Raw genomic sequence first — 16,188 nt, 5'->3', positions numbered from 1 at the left:
GTTGTCGGACGACGGCTCCAGGTCGCCGCGCAGTGACAGACGCGCCGAGCTGGTGTTGTCGGACGACGGCTCCAGGTCGCGGCGCGGCGGCAGACGCGCCGAGCTGGAGTCGTCGGACAGGGTGGTCACGCGACCCCTACGGCCGGTCGATCTCGTCGGCCGTGGTGTCCGGGTGGTGCAGCTCCCGGTCGGCGGCCGGGTCGACGAAGCCCCGCGTACCCCCGGAGGTCGCCCTCGGGCCGGTGCGGCCGACCGTGATGGTGCGCGGCGCCGGCCGGGCCGCCCGGGGCAGCCGCACCCGGAGCAGGCCGTGGTCCATCACCGCGTCGATCCCGTCCGGGTCCACCCGGGACGGCAGGTCAACCCGGTATTCGAAGCCCCGGGTGGTGAAGCCGCCCGGGATGCCCTGGTCGGCGTTGACCTCGGCCTCCGACCGGGCCCGCACGCACAGCTCCCGGTCGTCCAGTTCGACGGCGACCTCCTCGGGCGCCACACCGGGCAGCCGGACGACCACCTCCCAGCCGTCGGCGACCTCGCTCAGTTCCACGTCCGGGCTGCCGGCGCGGCCACCGACCAGGCGGCTCAGCTCGGCGCGCAGCGACTGCAGCTCACCCATCGGGTCCCAGCCCTGCTGGCGGCCCCGCCAGCCCCGGCCGCCGCCGCCACTCTGTTCCGTCATCGCACGTCTCCGATCCGCTGGGTCGCCGAAGGGGGTCGCAGCGAGCTGGGGGCGTTCAGGTCGTGCTCCGGGTCGACGCCCACACCCAGCCGGTCCACGAGCTCCCCGCCGAGCCAGGCGCTCACGCCGAGGATGGCCACGGCGACCACCTCGATGGCGATCAGCGCGCCGCCGGCGCCCCGGGAGTCGGCGTTGAGCCGGACCACCCAGACCGCGGCGAAGAGCAGGATCACCGCGACGTTGGCGGCGGCGTGGGTGAGCCCGACCCGCTTGGCGCGGGTGCCGGTGGGCAGGGCGAGCAGGTCGAAGGCGCCGGCCGCCGCGGCCAGCAGGCCGCCGACCAGGCCGACCGTGATGTTCCAGTACGCGACCTCGCCGAGGAAGTCCGGCCCGCCCACGGTGTCGATCACGTCGAAGATCAACGCGGTCACCAGGAGGCCCACCGGGAACATCACCAGCATCGGGTGCACGGGATGGCCGAGCACCTTCAGTCGGCTCTCCATCTCCGCCTCCATCGCTCGCGGCGCGCTGCGGCTCAGTCCGTACCCGCGGGCCCGGGTGGCAAACCTCGCCGTCGACGCGCTCTCCTAGGCTGACGATGGCGGAAACCGGCCGTCGACGCGCCGGAACCGCCGTCAAGGTCAACGGACGGGGGAGGCAGACGTGACGACACGGGAGATCACCAGCCCGGAGGAACTGGCGGACCTGCTGGGCGCGCCGACACCGCGGGCGCGGGACAAGGAGCGCACGGTGCTGCACCAGCGGGACCGGGAGTGGCTGGCCGCCTCACCGTTCTGCCTGGTCGCCACGGCCGGCGCGGACGGCAGCTGCGACGTCTCCCCGAAGGGCGACCCGGCCGGCTTCACCCTGGTGCTGGACGAGACCACCATCGCCATCCCCGAGCGGCCGGGCAACCGGCGGGCCGACGGCTACCGCAACATCCTGGCCAACCCCCACGTCGGGCTCATCTTCCTGATCCCCGGCCGCACCGACACGCTGCGGATCAACGGCCGGGCCCGGCTGGTGACCGACGCGCCGTACTTCGCCGACATGGTGGTCAAGGGACACCGGCCGGTGCTCGCCGTCGAGGTGGCCATCGAGCAGATCTTCTACCACTGCGCGAAGGCGTTCCTCCGCTCCGAGCTGTGGCGGCCGGAGACCTGGCAGCCCGACGCGCTGCCCACCCGCGCCCGGCTGGTCAAGGAGGTCGAGGCGCCGAGCGAGAACCTCGCCGACCTCGAACGCCACTACGGCCCGGACTACGTCACCACCATCTACGCCTGACCGCGCCCGCCGCCACGGGCCGGCCGGGCGCGGCGGCGATCAGTTCGACGGGGAGAAGCGCGCCGGCACACCGATGTCGGACAGCGCCCGAGCGAGGTGGGGGGCCGTGGTCTTGACGTAGGCCGCGCCGATGTGCGAACCCCCGCGGTAGATGAGGACGTTGCCGAACACCACCGGACACTTCTCGGTCGGGCAGATGGCGTCGAACAGGTCGATCATCTTGACCTCGGGCACCCCGGCCACCGCCTTGCGCTGCATCACGTAGGCGGCGTCCTGGTCGTGGCGCTTCCGGTCGAACGCGCAGGCCGACAGGTGGTTCCGGTTCTTGTCGGCGCACGTCACGGCCGGGCCGGGACCGGGGTTGTTGGCGAGGACGACGACCTTCGACCCCACGGCGTCGAGCGCCTTCCACGACGAGCGCACGCCCGCGATCATCGCCTCGACCGTCCCCTTGCCGGACTTGGCGTCCAGGGCGCGCGACGCCCCCTGCGAGGTGACGACGTAGTCGGGACGCTCCTCGGTCAGCCTGCGCAGCAGCGCCTTGTTCCACTCGATGCAGTCGGTGTAGAGCTTGGTGGGATCATCGGCCCGGAGCGCGGGGGCGCTGGTGAACGGGCACGACGCCTTGGCGGCGATGACCAGCTTCCAGTCGTTCTGCGCGGCGAGCACCTGGAACGCCGGCAGCCACTGGTCCATCTTGGAGTCCCCCACCAGGGCGACGGTGGTGGCCCCGGTGGGATTGCCGTAGGTGCACCACAGGAGCTCCGACCCCACGACCTGCTGGAAGCACTTGTCCCGGTTGGTGACGGGCACATCCATGAAGCCCTGCCGGATCTGCAGGGGGTCCGGCGTGATGACGTCGAACCGCTCCGGGACCGGGCCGATCGGGGCGGTGCCGGGCGTGGTCGACAGCAGGGCCGCGCCGGGTGCGTAGTGCTGCCGGGTCGGCTGGGCGTTGGCCGCCCACGCGGCCATCAGGACCAGGGCGAGGCCGGCGCAGATCCCGGCCATCGTGAAGTTGCCGCCGAGGCTGAGCGCGAGACGCGGCGACTTCGAGACCGAGCGCGAGTACCGCAGCGGGTTCTCCACGAGCCGGAAGGTGATCCAGGCCGGAACCACCGAGGCGAGCGCCACCACCAGGCCGCGCTTCACGGAGAGGCCGTCCCAGTACGCGCCGGCGACGATGAGCATCGGCCAGTGCCACAGGTACAGGGAGTACGACAGGTCACCGACCCACCGGAACGGGCGCGTGCCGAGCACCAGGACCGGCCCGCGGGAGCCCGCCGCCGCGCCGGCCGCGATCACCGCGGCGGCGCCGAGCGTGGGCAGCGCCGCAGCGTACCCGGGCCACGCCGTCTTCTTCGTGACCAGCAGCGCCGCCGCCACGATCGCGGCGAGACCGAGCCACCCCAGGACGACGGCCAGCGCCCGCGGCATGCGGGCGGCACCGGTCGCGGCCAGTGCGATGCCCGCACCGACCGCGAGCTCCCACAACCGCGTCGTGGAGACGAAGAACGCACGCTCCGGCGAGGTCGCCGTCTCGACGATCGACCAGGCGAACGACGGCACCGCCAGGACCGCGAGACCGACCCACAGGACCGGCCGCACGTTCGTCCGACGGAGCCGCCTCGCCGCGAGGATCGCGAGGATGATCAGCAGCGGCCAGAGCAGGTAGAACTGCTCCTCGACGGCGAGCGACCAGAAGTGCTGGACCGGTGAGGTGGCGGCATTGTCGGCGGCGAGGTAGTCGACCGCGCGGTCGGCGAAACGCCAGTTCACCACGTAGATCGCCGCGGCGGCGATGTCGCCGCCGATCTCCTGCCACTGGCCCCGGGGGACGAACAACCGGACCGCCACGGCGGTGGCCGCCAGCACCACCGTCGCGGCGGGCAGGATCCGCTTCGCCCGCCGGGCGTAGAACCCCACCAGCGAGATGCGGCCGGTGCGGTCGATCTCACCGATGAGCTGCCCGGTGATGAGGAAGCCGGAGATCACGAAGAAGACGTCGACCCCGACGAACCCTCCCGGCAGGAACGGCAGCCCGGCGTGGTAGAGCAGCACCAGCCCGACGGCCACGGCGCGGAGCCCGGCGACGTCGGCTCGGAAGCGACTCGGCGAGGGCGCCGGGCGCGGCCCGTCCTCGGGGGCCGTCCCCGGCGAGGTGCCGGGCTGGGCCGGGACGAACCCCTTCCCGATGTCTGCTCTTCCCCGGGCGGGAACTGTCGTCAACTCCGGGGAAGTCATCACGATCCTCAAGCTCGGGGGCGCCGCCCGGAACAATAGCGGCCGCTCCGGCGGCGGGCAATCGTGACGGCGCAGGTCAGCCACACCCCGAAAGGTGCCCGTTCGCCCCCGCCCGGTGCACGCCGCACCGCTCGTCGGACGTTTCGGCCGTCGGCTGAGGGTACAGATCTTCCGACGGCCCACCGCGCACGCGGCGCTGGAAACCCCCTGGAACCGGGTCGAGGAAGGATGATGTGCGATGCCGACGACGAGCAGCTCGGGCCGCGGCAGCGGCTCGACCGCGACGAACCCGCCGGGCAACCAGACCCCGAACACCCCCGACATCGACGAGAGCGAGATCGCCCGGCTCAAGGTCGACCAGCTCCGCGACCGGCTGCGCCGGCGCGGCGTGACCGGCACCGCCGACATGCGCAAGGACGACCTGGTCAAGGCCCTGGTGAAGAGCATGCGGGACGGCGCTAAGAAGACCACGTCCGCCGGGGCCGGCGGCTCGTCGTCGGCGAGGTCGTCGGCGAGGTCGTCGGCGAAGAAGAGCACCTCGTCGTCGGCCAACCCGCCGGGCAACCAGACCCCGAACACCCCCGACATCGACGAGAGCGAGATCGCCCGGCTGAAGGTCGACGAGCTGCGCAGCCGGCTCCGCGCCCGGGGCGTCGCCGGCACCTCCGACATGCACAAGCCGGACCTGGTCAAGGCCCTGGTGAAGAGCCTGCGCGACGCCTCCGCCCCGGGGCCGGGCTCCGGCTCCTCCGGCGGGGGCGTCCGCACAGGCTCGCAGACCTCCAAGTCGATCAAGTACTCGCAGGAGGTCACCTCCGTCGACGACGAGCCGGAGCGGCCTGGCCGCAGCCTCGTAACCACCGACCACGAGGTGATCCGGCAGTGGGCGGAGGCCCGCAAGGGCGTGCCGTGCACGGTGGACGGCACCGAGCACGACGGGCACGCCGGGGTGCTGCGCTTCGACTTCCCGAGCAACGGGCGCGATCAGCGGCTGCGCGAACTCAGCTGGGAGGAGTGGTTCCGCGCCTTCGACGAGCGGCGGCTCAACTTCATCTACCAGGAGGAACGCTCCGACGGGAAGCAGAGCAACTTCTTCCGGCTGGAGAGCCCGGACCGCGAGGACGGCTGACCCCCTGATCTGCGGGAGGCCCGGGTCGACATGTCGACCCGGGCCTCCCGCAGATCAGGGGGTCACTGGGTGACGGCCGCCGTCAGGTGGAAGGGGTTCTCGAGCGTCGGGCTGGTGCGGCGGGCCTCGACCACGAACTCCCACACGCCCGGCTTCGGCTTGGCGTACGTGCGGGTGGCCGGGTCGCAGCCGTTGCCGTCCTGGTAGTTGCCGTAGCAGTAGATGGTGCCGGCGGAGGACTTCTCCGCGCTGAGCCCGTCCGGCCCGTACGCCCACCAGCGGGTCTGGCTGCCAGCGGCCAGGCCGGAGAGGTTCACGGTCAGGTTGGTGGCACCGGCCGGAAGGGCGACGCTGTAGACGACCGTGTCGTTACGGTCGACGGTGCCGTCCACCGACCAGGTGGACCCCGGGGTCAGCGGAGCGGCGGCCTCGACGGCCAGCATGGCGTACTGCTCGACCGCCGGCGTCGAGGCGTTGTCGATGGTCAGCACCGCGCTGTGGATGCCCTGGGTGGCCGGTGCGGCGGTCACCTGGACGACGGTCGGGACGTTCTTTTCGAGCTTGACCAGCCGGGGCGCGGTGAAGGTGCCGTCGTCACCCTGGATGTCCAGCTTGTAGGGCCGGGCTCCGTCCGTGCCCGTCGTGCGGGTCAGGGTGACGTCGTAGGTACGGGACTCACCGACCGCCTGGCCGCCGCTGGCCGGAGCACAGCTGTTGTACAGGCCGCTTCCGGTGTTCGGGACGACCAGCTTGTCGGAGAGGACGGTGCAGACCGGCGCCGAGACCGCGACCTCATCGGTATCGGCCACGCCCTTGGACAGCGCCTTCCAGGCGCCCGGTACGTCGAACTGGCCGCGGCCCTGGGCGATGGCCGGCTCGTCAACGTTGAAGTCCGCCGTGGAGAAGATCGCCCGGCGCAGCTCCGCCGGGGTGGGGTCGAGGCCGTTCTGCCGGGCGGCGGACAGCAGCAGCGCGGCAGCGCCGGTGGCCTGCGGGGAGGCCATCGAGGTGCCCTGCAGCATCGAGTACCCGGCGGGCAGCGTGTAACCGGCGTCGGCTACGACGCTGTTGGCGATCCAGCTCGGCGTCGGGGAGATCGCCGCGCCGGGTGCGGTCACGTCCGGTTTGAAGCCGCCGTCCTCGCGCGGGCCGCGCGAGGAGAACGGGAAGACGGACTTCGCCTGCCGCACCGGGGACCCGTAGTTGACCCACCAGGTCTCCTTGGATACCGAGGCGCCCACGCTGACGACCGTGTCGGCGGAGGACGGATCGCCGACGCTGTTGGTGCCGGCCCCGGAGTTGCCGGCCGAGGAGAAGATCTGCACGCCGGTGGTGTCGATCAGGCGGTCGTACAACAGCGCCATGGAGCTCTGCCCGTCGTTCAGCGCGGGGCTGGAGCCGATGGACAGGTTCACGACGTCCACGTGGTAGTTGGTGACCAGGTCCACCATGCCGTCGGTGAGGGCGGCGCTGGAGCAACCGCTGTGGGTACAGGCCCGCATGGAGACCAGCTTCGCGCCGGGCGCCTGCCCGTTCATCCGCCCGCCGAGGATCCCGTTGGCGGCGGTGATGCCGGCCACGTGAGTGCCGTGCGCCTCGTCGAGGGTGTTGATGTTGACGCCGATCAGCGCCGGGCTGAGCCGCCGAGCCTCCACCGTGAAGGGCTGGCGCTCGTTGAGGTCGGTGGCCGGATTGTCGGTGCCGATGTAGCCGATCTGGTGGTTTTCCCGGTACGGCCGGTGCAGCTCGTCTTCGGTGAACACGTGGTCCTGGTTGAGGTCGATCCAGACCGCGTTGTCGGATTCGCGGTAGGCGACGCCCAGGTAGCCGGTCAGGGTGGGGTCGGCGTAGCCGGCGAGGGCGAGGTTCTTGCCCGTCAGGTACATGTCGTCGCCGCCACCGCCGGGCATCGTCCAGGTGATGTCGTACTTGACGGCCGTCGGTCCGGTGACCTTGTTGCCGGCGGTCATCACCATCCAGGTGCGGTCGAAGAGCAGGTCGATCAGGTTCCGCGGGTTGCTGCCGACGACGGTGTCCACCAGCTTGCGCTCGCCGGTGGTGGTGGCGGCCAGCGCCGGGTGGGTCGGGTCGACACCGGAGTCCATGATCCCGATGGTCACGCCGCGGCCGTCGTAGGAGGGGTGGTCGGTTTTGAACGCCACCGAACGGGTCTCCCGGGTCGGCATGTACGGGTTGTCGTCCGGGGTCGCCGCGGTCGGCGCGGACGGCAGGCTGCCGGCGTCCCCGCTGGCAACGGTGACTCCCGCGGAGCCCGCGGTGGTCTCCTCCAGCTGGAGGAGCTCGTCGGCGTCGACACGGAGTACGGTGTCGAGCGCGACCGCCCGGTCCACGAGGGCGAACGGCACGTTCGCCTTGACGTAGCCGACCTCCGGGTCGGTCCGGGTGACCTCGGCGCCCAGGTCGGTCAGCTGCCGGGCCGCCTCGTCGGTGCTGCCCGACGTCACCGCAAACATCAGGGTGACGAAGTCGGGTACCGCCCGGTTGGCATCGGCCGGGACGGCGCGGGTCCGGAACTGGGCGGAGTATCCGGCGATCAGAGCCCGGTCGTGGCTGCCCAGCTTGTCGGCGATGCCACCCGGCGCAGCGGACGGGTCGGCGTGGGCAGGGATGGAGGACAGGGACAGTCCGCCCACAACGAGTGTGGTGGCCAGTGCGGCGACAGCGCGGCGGGTGCGTTTGACAGGGGAAGTCACTCGGCATCCTTCGTGGCAGGGATGGGCTGACGCGCACACCCTGCCATCGGTTGCCGCCCGGTCATCAGGGCTCTGAGCTGGCACTTCAACGCCATGACGTAAAACCGTCAGCGGTCCGGCCGGCGTCGCGCCGGCTAGATCCAGTTGCGGCGCGCGGCCTGCCATCCCAGTTGGATCCTGCTCTGCACCCCGGCGACAGTGAGGAGTCGCTGCACCCGCCGCTGGACCGTCCGCATGCTCACCCCGACCTGCGAGGCGATCGCCTGGTCGGTGTAGCCGGCCAGGAGCAGGGCCAGCAGGCGGCGGTCGTCGGCGGCCAGCGGACCGTCGGAGACGTCGGACAGTGCGACCGGCACCGGTAGCGCCGACTCCCAGATCCGGTCCACGATCCAGGCGAGGCAGTCGACCACCGGACGGGCGCGCAGCACCAGGAGCACGGGCTCCTCGGGAGGCAGATCCGACGGCACGAGCGCCGCCTGCCTCCCGTCAATGACCATCAACTTGAACGGGACGGCGGCCACCCGCATCTCCTCGCCGAGCGCGGCCCACTGCTCCAGGAGCAACGGGATCTGCATGCTTTCCGGGTCGAGCAGGTCACGGTCGTACACGACCCGGTAGCGGACGCCGGCCCGCAGCACCTCCCGCTGAGCGGCGTTCTCGGCGGCCGGCACGGCGACGGCCGGCCGCCTGCTCAACGAGCAGATCTCCCGCACCGCTTCGCGCTGCAACATCGCGTAACGCTCGGCGATGGCCCGCGCGCCCCGGACGACCTCGACGGCCTCGGCGTCGCGCCACGCCCCACTCGTGTGGAACCGCTCCGTCAGCTCCGCGATGACGGTCTGCGCTTTGCGCAGCTCGTCCATCCGGCGCAACGCCAGGAGCTTGAGGGTGGGGTCGGGTGGCGCCGCCCGGATCGCACCGGTCGGGTCGGCCCGGATCTCCACCAGCCCCTTGGCCTGCAGGCCCTCGATCGCCCGATGGATCTCCGGCCCGGACAACCCCGTCCGTTCAGACAATTCGTCCGCATCCAGCGCAGACCTGGCGGCGAGCGCCAGGTAGACCCGTTCCTCGGCGGGCTCGACGCCGACGGCCTCCAGCATCCTGCTCCCTCCGTCCGGCCGGGCCTGACTCACTGCCTGAGCTGCGATTTCGCAGCAGTGTAAACAGTTCTTCGCAGATGCCGAGGCCCCGTCCGCAGGGCGGGACGTTCGCCGGGCTCGCTTCGTGTGGCGAGTATCGTTGCTGCCGTGACCGACCTCGGACCACGCCAGCCGGAGATCACCGTCGCCACCCCGGCGGACCGCGGGCGGGTGGTCGACTCGCTGGTCGCCGCCTTCGCCGCCGACGCCGTGTTGACCCATCTCTTCCCCGACCCGGCCAGCTATCCCCGGCACGCCGCCGCCTTCTTCGGGCACCTCTTCGACAAGCGCGTCGGGCAGAACACCGTCTGGACGATCGGCGGGGGCGCCTCGGTGGCGATCTGGGAGCCGCCAACCCGGTCGGAACCGGAGCCGGCCGATCCGCTCGCCACCCACCTGCCGGCCGACGCGCTGGCCCGGGTGCGCGCCTACGACGAGGCCATCCACGCCGCGCTGCCCGCCGGCCCCTTCTGGTATCTCGGCGTGCTCGGCACCCACCCCGACAGCACCGGCCGGCGCTGGGGCCACGCCGTCATGCGGGCCGGCCTGCGCCGGGCCGCGGCGGACGGGCTGCCGGCGGTGCTGGAGACCAGCAATCCCGCCAACGTCGAGGTCTACCGCCGGGCCGGCTGGCAGGTGGTCCGCCAGGTCGCCGAACCGCTGCCGACCTGGATCATGCGACTGCCGAGCTGAACCGCGGTCAACGCCAGGTCAACCGGCTGATCTCCCGCTGGAACTCCCTGCGGGTGAGGGTGGTCCCCTCGGCCGGTGTCAACCGCAGCGAATAGGTGACCTCCCCCGCCGCCCACCACACGGTCCACGAACGTTCCGCCGCGCCGGTGACGACGCCGTCGCGCGCGCCGATCGTGACGGGCGTGCCGCCGGTGGGTCGCCGCACCTCGGCGGTGCGGCCCGCGGTCACGACGAGATGCAAGCCTTCCGGGCCGTTGTAGCCCTGGTACCAGCCCTCGTCCGTGGCGTCCCACTGCCCCGGGTGCGGGGTCCACCGCTGGCCCAGGTCCGGCAGGTCACGTGCGAAGTAGGTCGGCGGCAGTTCCCCGGAGGCACCGTCACGGAGCACCCGGTCGCCGAGTGGCTCCGGCAGCGACAGCGCGACGGGAACGGCCACGCCGCTCGTGGCGCAGTCGGCCGCACTCAGGAGACGGGCCCGCACGGCCACGACCACCTGGGCGCCGTCCCGCCCGGTGACCTCCGCCCGAGGCTGCAACAGCTCCTTACACTGCACACCCGTGCCGGCGTACACGGTCACGGACGTGCCGTCCCGGGCGACCATCGCCGACAGCCACGGCAGGGCCGACGGCACGTCCGTCGGTGCCGACGGCCGGGGCGCCACCTGATCGGTCGCGCGTTGCTGCCTGACGAAGAAGCTGCCGGCGAGCGCCACGCCGATGGCGGCCGCCGCGACCACGAGGGTGACCCGCCGGTTACGGGCTGCCCGGCCGGCCGCCGGTGTCTCGGCGCTGACCGTCAACTCAGGCCGTCCGGGATTGGATTCCATCAGTCACCCTCACGTTGTCTGCCAGGGCGGATCGTACGCGAGCATCCGGCTGGTGATCAGACCGCTTCAGGGGACCGAAAGCGCAGGTCGTGCGGCGTAGACACACGGGGTCGACGGCCTGCCCCGGCGGTGCCATGATGTGCGCCGTGAAGATCATTTCCGGGTCGGGGCGGACGCGATCCGGCCAGCCGGCTCCGGCCGGGCACGGCCGACGTCATGCCCGGGCCGCGGCGACGGCGATCGTCGGCCTGATCGTCCTGGCGGCCGCCCATTCCGTGCCGTGGGTGGCGGTACGACCCGGGCAGAGCACCGACGACCTGCTGCTGGGCCGGCCGCCCTCCGGCGAGGTACGGACCTACGCGTTGACCGACTTCCCCGGCTCCCGGGCGTCGCTGTACGTCGGGTGGGTGCTGCTGCTGGCGATGCTGGCCGCAGCCTGGGTGAAGCCCCGGTGGCGACCCGGCGCACGGTGGGGCGCCGGGGTGCTCGGCGTGGCGCTGACGCTTCTCGCCTTCCTGTCCGGCGGCGACGCCGTGGACGCCAGCGGCTTCCCGCGAGCCGACCATCCCCACAGCGAGTTCCTCGCCGGCATCTGGCTCGCGGTGGCCGGCACGCTGTTGCTGGCCGCCGCCGTCCCGGCGCCGACGGCGGCGCCGAAGCCTCCGGTGGCCGCCCGCTCGATCCCGGCCGAGCCGGCCCCGCTCAGCGAGACCGCCGCGGTTGATCCGCCGCTCCCGGCCGCGTCCTTCGCACCCGGTCCATATCGGACCCCCGCCCGCCCCGCGCCGGCTCCCTGGTGGCGGCGGCCCGGGCCGGTGATCGGCGTGGCGGCTTCCGTCGCCGCGGCGGCCATCGTCGGAACGGTGGTCTGGTACGCCGTCCACGCGCGCGCCGGTCAGGACCGCGACCTCGGCGCGCTGGTGGTGGCGGGCCCCGCCGACTCGACGCCCACCACGCCGGCCGCGGTCGACGATCAGGTCGACATCAGCCGGCTCCTGCCGCTCGGCGAGGACTTCCGGTCCCTGATGCTCGTCGCGGCGGCACGCAACACCGTGCAACACGCCGCCGGCGCGGCCTGGACCCGACCGGACTCCACCTCGGTGACGGTCACCCTGCTCCAGTTCGACTCGGTGTCGGCGGCCGACCAGTTCCAGCGGACCTACGTCGATCTCCAGCCCCCGGCCCGCGGCCTCGGCAACCTGGTGGAGATCCCCGACGTGCCGGGGGCGCTGACCGTCACCGGCGAGGCCAAGACCGAGGTACGCGGGATCGCGCGCCGGGACGACATCGTCGTGCTGGTCAACGTGGCCGGCGGGCCACCGGACGCCGTCACCGCCGTCGAGTCGCTGGTCCGGGATCAGTACGGCCGGCTCTGATCCGACCATCGCCCTCTGGGCTCTACTCCCTGGTCCACCGTGTCAGGCTTTGCGGGACCGGCCGTCGACCTGCGTGAGGCGGAGAACCCGGCATCGTGACCACCGACCGTGGCGCGCCCAACGGGTAGCCGTGGTAAGGACCATGCATGTCAACCGAACCGGAACCGGGCCTCGCGCCCGAGCACATGGGGCCTCGCCATACCGAGGACGAGCCGATCATGGTGACGGTCGACGGGCAGGTTTTCCGCATTCGTGAACGTGCTGAGAGGCCCGTCGCCTACGACTTCGACTGGCTCAGCGGGCCGCACGACTACGGCTTCACCAGTTCCGGCTCCGCGATGACCCTGCCTGAGATGGAGGAGGCCATCCGCAACTTCCTACGCGACATCGACCCCGCCACCGGGTACCTGCGGGAGTAGCAGCGGTGAGCGTCCCGCCTTCTCAGCCCAGGCCGCACCCGCCTCCTCCCCCCGCAGACGCTTGACCCGCTTGCCGGCTGCCATGATCATCCTCGTGTCTTCGCTGCCAGCCATGGAGTAGGAGGACGAGAAGGCATGGATGTGTATGAAGCCGTGGACAGTCGCCGGGCCGTGCGGGCCTTCAGCGATGAGCCGGTGCCCAGAGAGGTACTCGAACGAGTGCTGGCAGCAGCGACGCGGGCCCCATCGAGTGGGAACCTCCAGCCGTGGCATGTGTATGTCGTAACCGGCGAGCCCTTGCTAGAGCTGAAGAGGCGTGCGACGACCAGGGCTCTGGCGGGAGACCCGGGTGACGAGCGGCAGTATCCGATGTACCCGGCCGAACTGACCTCACCGTACCTGGACCGTTTTTCTGCCGCGGCCGCCCAACGATACGCAGCGCTGGGAATCGAGCGCGACGACGTCGACAGGCCCAAGAAGATCGCCGCCCTGAACTCGGAAGCGTTCGGCGCGCCGGTCGTACTGTTCTGCTACCTCGACGGGACGATGGGGCCGGGGCAGTGGGGGGACGCGGGGATGTACTTGCAGACGGTCATGCTGCTGCTCAGGGCGGAAGGGTTGCACAGCTGCCCGCAGGTGATGTGGACGATGTATCGCGAGACCGTCAGGGAGATAGTCGGAGCCGATAACGGGTTCGTACTGTTCTGCGGGGTCGCGGTGGGATTTGAGAAGGAAGGCGTGCCACGGCTGCGTACCGGGCGGGCGGACATGACGGAAACGGTGAGCTTCATCGGAGCCTGACCCGCCGATCCAGTCGACATCAGTAATGTGGAAACCACACACGGTTCCGGTGCTTCAGTCCTCGCACTGCGGTTCACCAACTACAGGCCAGGCGGTCCTGGCCGGCCTGGTTATGGTCCCAACGATGCCTTCTCACCTGGGCAGACGTTGTCACCGTTCGTCGCCGTTGGTCGCGCTCGATCAACCCCCACCGCGATGGGATCTGACCGTAGTTGACCGTCGTCCGTCTCAAGCGGCACGCAACGGGCACCCGGACCGGTTCCAGGTCGTTCCGCTCTGCTGATCGGCCCGGCACAACCACCGCAGGCTGGTCGCACCGATGCGGCTACCAGTACGTCAGGCGGACGACGTCTCGGGCAACCAGGCCGCCCGGCGGCCGGGACGGGTCGTAGCCGTCGCGGACGTACTCCGCTCGCTGATAAGAGCGGAGAACAAGACGATGGCCAGCGAATATCAGGATGACGCCAACGGCGGCCATCGGCGCAGCCGCCTGTGGGGGCATCAGCCGTACACCTGCCGCCCGGAACGGCCACGGAAGAACAGCCAAGAGGATCGCCAAACGGTAGAGCCAGATGCCCGCACGGTAGGTGAAAAGCCGCCGCCACGCCTCGCACTCGCTGCTGTCGACTGACACCGCGTTAGGTTAGTCCGTGCTCGGCTCTCATCGCTGGCCCTGCCGTCGCCGCTGTCCTTGTCGGTATCCCTCGGCGCTGCCGGTCAAGCGCTCCTCTGCCCGAAGCCCATCTCCGTCGTGAGGCCGCACATCCTGGAAGCGGTCTGGTCCCCGACCTGTTCGGGATGACCACGCCACCGCCGACCCCCGGGCCCTGTTCGGTGATGGCCTGGACGCGGTCGCCAACCGGCTGGACGAGGCAGTCGCCGCACGGGACAAGGACTATTCAAGGACTCGACCCGCCAGCGCCTTGGAAACGGCGAAGCCCAGGCCAATGACCTGGGCTTCTTCACCGAGCCGCCTGACGGAATCGAACCGTCGACCTACGCATTACGAGATCAAGTTGCCCACCTCGGTCTACCTGCGAGGACTGATGCAGCGCGGTGCCGCCATCTGATCCGTAGATTCCGAGACCACTCCGCAGCCGTTCGGCAACGTCCGCGTCGCCCTGGTCGCCGCGCGCTCGGCAACTGGATCGGTCCGGGCTCGTCCGGCTCCGAGTGACGTCTCTAGCCCCATTGCCCCGTCGTCGTTCGGCCAGGAGCGCCGATGCTTCAGCCAACATCTCGGAATCGACCTGTTCACGTCCCTCGGGCCTGTCGTCCCACTCGGAGGCCGGCCCCCTCCTGGCCAAGATCGAGTAGGGCATACTCCCTGCCACGTACGGCCGCTCCGCTTAGCTGGAGGCTCCTCATGACCGCCCGTCTGCCTGCTTCGACCGTTGCCAACGGAGGAGGCGTTCCACCGATTTGCGCCAAACACGGCGACCCGGCCACGCGCCGCCGCCCCGTGTTGTTTCGGTCGCTCCCTCCTGCCTGGTCGTACCTTCTGATCCTCGTCGGCGTGCTGCCCTTCGCGATCGTCGCATCGATTCTGCAGAAGCGGGTAAGAGTGCCAAACTGGCCGTTTTGTGCAAAGTGTGGACGGCTTCGGGTGCGCCGCCGGCTCAGCGGTATCGGGCTGATGCTGCTCGGTTTCGTCGGTGTGATCGGTTTCTCGGCCGTGCTGCCACCGGAAAGCAGCGCGACCGCAGTTGTTGTCATCTTCTGCCTTCTCATGCTCTTCACAGGCTTGGTGTCCGCCGGAAGGACTGGATGGACCACGATCGCGTCGGGGTATCTGTCCATGGACGGCAGCACCTTGCATGTTCGCCGGCCGCACCCGCGCTTCGCAGAGAAGACCGCTACCAGGTCCGAGAGCCTGGCAGGATCGAGAACGGTCCCCGTCTCCCTGTAACGGAACGTCCGAGCGCAGAGTCGGCCTGTGGATTCAAGGACTCGGCCCGCGAGCGCCCACGTGATCAACCTTGGGAAACGGCGAAGCCCAGGTCGTTGACCTGGGCTTCTTCACCGAGCCGCCTGACGGAATCGAACCGTCGACCTACGCATTACGAGATCAAGATGGGCGACCCGGCGAGCTGCGCGGATGGGCTCCTAGCAGCGGAAACACCTCTCGACGTCTCGCACCACTCCCCCGCCGTCCGTCGACCTCTTGCGGACCAGATGCGGACCGCCTGCGCTGAGGGGGTCAAGCGCGAATCACCCGGCCGACAGCCCGCCCCACGATCCAGCTATTTCCCCTCGGTCACCCGGAAGGGCGCGTAGCCGATGGGAAGCCCGGTCACTTCCAGGTCGCTGAAGATCAAGGTGAGGTTGTGCCCGTTCATCTCGAAGCGGACCTCATGGAAGTCGATCCCGACCCGCTCGGCCCACTCCTGGGCGCGCCGCGAGTCGGCAATCCGCTGCGCTCCGGGGTAGAGGGCCTGCCATCTCACCGCCCACACGTAGCCATCGAGATCCGGCCCGCCCTCCGGGTCCGTCAGCCCTTCGTCCAACGAATCGCGCCAGGTATCCGGGCTCAAGGCCGTGGTCGCCTCGGCCACGACGCAGCACTTGAAGAGGTAACGGAGGTGCGCCGACTGGATGCCCGTCCTCGGGTCGGCGGTCGCGTAGAGGACGACCTCGTAGTCGCGCATGTAGTCGGTGTAGGCGTGGTACACCACCGCCTGGTCGAAGACTTCGTCCAAGGCCCGGTCCAACTGGCTGATCTCCACGTCGCCCGTTCTACCAGGCACCGCAGGGCCTTGGGATTAGAAGAAGCTCCAGACTGGCTGGTCGACTGTGCTCGGCGTTGGTCGGCCCGTCCGTGACCGTCCAGCGTTGTCGGCGTAAGCGGATGGTCTTGTACGAATGGCTGTACGGTCCCGGGTCG

At 70.7% G+C, this 16,188-nt stretch carries 15 protein-coding genes; 7 read left to right on the top strand and 8 right to left on the bottom strand.

Annotated elements, in window-relative coordinates; translation table 11 throughout:
- Positions 1 to 136 precede the first annotated feature (136 nt).
- Together ACZ6PY_RS02215 and ACZ6PY_RS02210 are read right to left on the bottom strand one after the other, a co-directional pair.
- Positions 137 to 679: an Hsp20/alpha crystallin family protein gene (locus ACZ6PY_RS02215; protein WP_466068425.1), complete on the bottom strand. Its 543-nt coding sequence runs from the start codon at positions 677 to 679 to the stop codon at positions 137 to 139.
- Positions 676 to 1,182: a DUF2231 domain-containing protein gene (locus tag ACZ6PY_RS02210; RefSeq protein WP_466068423.1), complete on the bottom strand. Its 507-nt coding sequence runs from the start codon at positions 1,180 to 1,182 to the stop codon at positions 676 to 678. The genes ACZ6PY_RS02215 and ACZ6PY_RS02210 overlap by 4 nt, the downstream gene beginning before the upstream one ends.
- A 160-nt stretch (positions 1,183 to 1,342) precedes the next feature.
- On the opposite strand from ACZ6PY_RS02210, the gene ACZ6PY_RS02205 reads away from it, so the two are divergent.
- Positions 1,343 to 1,963, top strand: a complete 621-nt coding sequence (locus tag ACZ6PY_RS02205) for a pyridoxamine 5'-phosphate oxidase family protein (protein WP_466068421.1) — start codon at positions 1,343 to 1,345, stop codon at positions 1,961 to 1,963.
- Positions 1,964 to 2,002: 39 nt separating this feature from the next.
- Here ACZ6PY_RS02205 and ACZ6PY_RS02200 read toward each other — a convergent pair whose 3' ends face one another.
- A complete protein-coding gene (locus ACZ6PY_RS02200; protein ID WP_466068420.1) occupies positions 2,003 to 4,207 on the bottom strand; it encodes an acyltransferase family protein in 2,205 nt (734 codons plus the stop codon).
- A gap of 238 nt (positions 4,208 to 4,445) precedes the next feature.
- Between ACZ6PY_RS02200 and ACZ6PY_RS02195 the strand changes: the two genes are divergently transcribed.
- Positions 4,446 to 5,336: an SAP domain-containing protein gene (locus ACZ6PY_RS02195; protein ID WP_466068418.1), complete on the top strand. Its 891-nt coding sequence runs from the start codon at positions 4,446 to 4,448 to the stop codon at positions 5,334 to 5,336.
- Positions 5,337 to 5,398: 62 nt separating this feature from the next.
- Here the strand turns inward: ACZ6PY_RS02195 and ACZ6PY_RS02190 are convergent, their stop codons facing one another.
- Together ACZ6PY_RS02190 and ACZ6PY_RS02185 are read right to left on the bottom strand one after the other, a co-directional pair.
- Positions 5,399 to 8,050, bottom strand: a complete 2,652-nt coding sequence (locus ACZ6PY_RS02190; RefSeq protein ID WP_466068416.1) for a S8 family serine peptidase — start codon at positions 8,048 to 8,050, stop codon at positions 5,399 to 5,401.
- A gap of 134 nt (positions 8,051 to 8,184) precedes the next feature.
- The gene (locus ACZ6PY_RS02185; RefSeq protein ID WP_466068414.1) at positions 8,185 to 9,150 is read right to left on the bottom strand and encodes a helix-turn-helix domain-containing protein; all 966 of its coding nucleotides are present in this window, start codon (positions 9,148 to 9,150) and stop codon (positions 8,185 to 8,187) included.
- Positions 9,151 to 9,297: 147 nt separating this feature from the next.
- Between ACZ6PY_RS02185 and ACZ6PY_RS02180 the strand changes: the two genes are divergently transcribed.
- Positions 9,298 to 9,882, top strand: a complete 585-nt coding sequence (locus ACZ6PY_RS02180) for a GNAT family N-acetyltransferase (RefSeq protein WP_466068412.1) — start codon at positions 9,298 to 9,300, stop codon at positions 9,880 to 9,882.
- A gap of 7 nt (positions 9,883 to 9,889) precedes the next feature.
- On the opposite strand, the gene ACZ6PY_RS02175 is transcribed toward ACZ6PY_RS02180, so the two are convergent.
- Entirely contained in the window at positions 9,890 to 10,708 is an 819-nt protein-coding gene (locus ACZ6PY_RS02175; RefSeq protein ID WP_466068410.1) for a hypothetical protein, read from the bottom strand.
- A 146-nt stretch (positions 10,709 to 10,854) separates the two neighbouring features.
- On the opposite strand from ACZ6PY_RS02175, the gene ACZ6PY_RS02170 reads away from it, so the two are divergent.
- From ACZ6PY_RS02170 to ACZ6PY_RS02160, 3 genes are all read left to right on the top strand, one after another.
- Positions 10,855 to 12,084, top strand: a complete 1,230-nt coding sequence (locus tag ACZ6PY_RS02170) for a hypothetical protein (RefSeq protein ID WP_466068408.1) — start codon at positions 10,855 to 10,857, stop codon at positions 12,082 to 12,084.
- Between the two features lie 146 nt (positions 12,085 to 12,230).
- Positions 12,231 to 12,503: a hypothetical protein gene (locus ACZ6PY_RS02165; protein ID WP_466068407.1), complete on the top strand. Its 273-nt coding sequence runs from the start codon at positions 12,231 to 12,233 to the stop codon at positions 12,501 to 12,503.
- Positions 12,504 to 12,638: 135 nt separating this feature from the next.
- The gene (locus tag ACZ6PY_RS02160; RefSeq protein WP_466068405.1) at positions 12,639 to 13,304 is read left to right on the top strand and encodes a nitroreductase; all 666 of its coding nucleotides are present in this window, start codon (positions 12,639 to 12,641) and stop codon (positions 13,302 to 13,304) included.
- A gap of 325 nt (positions 13,305 to 13,629) precedes the next feature.
- On the opposite strand, the gene ACZ6PY_RS02155 is transcribed toward ACZ6PY_RS02160, so the two are convergent.
- Positions 13,630 to 13,938, bottom strand: coding sequence for a hypothetical protein (locus ACZ6PY_RS02155; protein ID WP_466068403.1), 309 nt, complete (start codon positions 13,936 to 13,938; stop codon positions 13,630 to 13,632).
- Between the two features lie 732 nt (positions 13,939 to 14,670).
- Here ACZ6PY_RS02155 and ACZ6PY_RS02150 point away from each other — a divergent pair.
- Positions 14,671 to 15,213: a hypothetical protein gene (locus ACZ6PY_RS02150; RefSeq protein ID WP_466068401.1), complete on the top strand. Its 543-nt coding sequence runs from the start codon at positions 14,671 to 14,673 to the stop codon at positions 15,211 to 15,213.
- Positions 15,214 to 15,547: 334 nt separating this feature from the next.
- On the opposite strand, the gene ACZ6PY_RS02145 is transcribed toward ACZ6PY_RS02150, so the two are convergent.
- Positions 15,548 to 16,030 (bottom strand): YxiG-like protein, encoded by a 483-nt coding sequence (locus ACZ6PY_RS02145; RefSeq protein WP_466068399.1) that lies wholly within the window; start codon positions 16,028 to 16,030, stop codon positions 15,548 to 15,550.
- Between the last annotated feature and the right edge of the window lie 158 nt (positions 16,031 to 16,188).

It is taken from the genome of Micromonospora sp. NPDC048907 (genome assembly GCF_055586885.1).
The sequence above is the reverse complement of the archived record's forward strand: the minus strand, read 5'-3'. Positions and strand labels throughout refer to the sequence as shown.

Excerpts from the sequence above, each read along its gene's own strand:
- ACZ6PY_RS02210 (WP_466068423.1), bottom strand. The coding sequence starts at position 1,182 with ATGGAGAGCCGACTGAAGGTGCTCGGCCATCCCGTGCACCCGATGCTG.
- ACZ6PY_RS02200 (WP_466068420.1), bottom strand. The coding sequence starts at position 4,207 with ATGACTTCCCCGGAGTTGACGACAGTTCCCGCCCGGGGAAGAGCAGAC.
- ACZ6PY_RS02215 (WP_466068425.1), bottom strand. The coding sequence starts at position 679 with ATGACGGAACAGAGTGGCGGCGGCGGCCGGGGCTGGCGGGGCCGCCAG.
- ACZ6PY_RS02195 (WP_466068418.1), top strand. The coding sequence starts at position 4,446 with ATGCCGACGACGAGCAGCTCGGGCCGCGGCAGCGGCTCGACCGCGACG.
- ACZ6PY_RS02150 (WP_466068401.1), top strand. The coding sequence starts at position 14,671 with ATGACCGCCCGTCTGCCTGCTTCGACCGTTGCCAACGGAGGAGGCGTT.
- ACZ6PY_RS02165 (WP_466068407.1), top strand. The coding sequence starts at position 12,231 with ATGTCAACCGAACCGGAACCGGGCCTCGCGCCCGAGCACATGGGGCCT.
- ACZ6PY_RS02185 (WP_466068414.1), bottom strand. The coding sequence starts at position 9,150 with ATGCTGGAGGCCGTCGGCGTCGAGCCCGCCGAGGAACGGGTCTACCTG.
- ACZ6PY_RS02175 (WP_466068410.1), bottom strand. The coding sequence starts at position 10,708 with ATGGAATCCAATCCCGGACGGCCTGAGTTGACGGTCAGCGCCGAGACA.
- ACZ6PY_RS02160 (WP_466068405.1), top strand. The coding sequence starts at position 12,639 with ATGGATGTGTATGAAGCCGTGGACAGTCGCCGGGCCGTGCGGGCCTTC.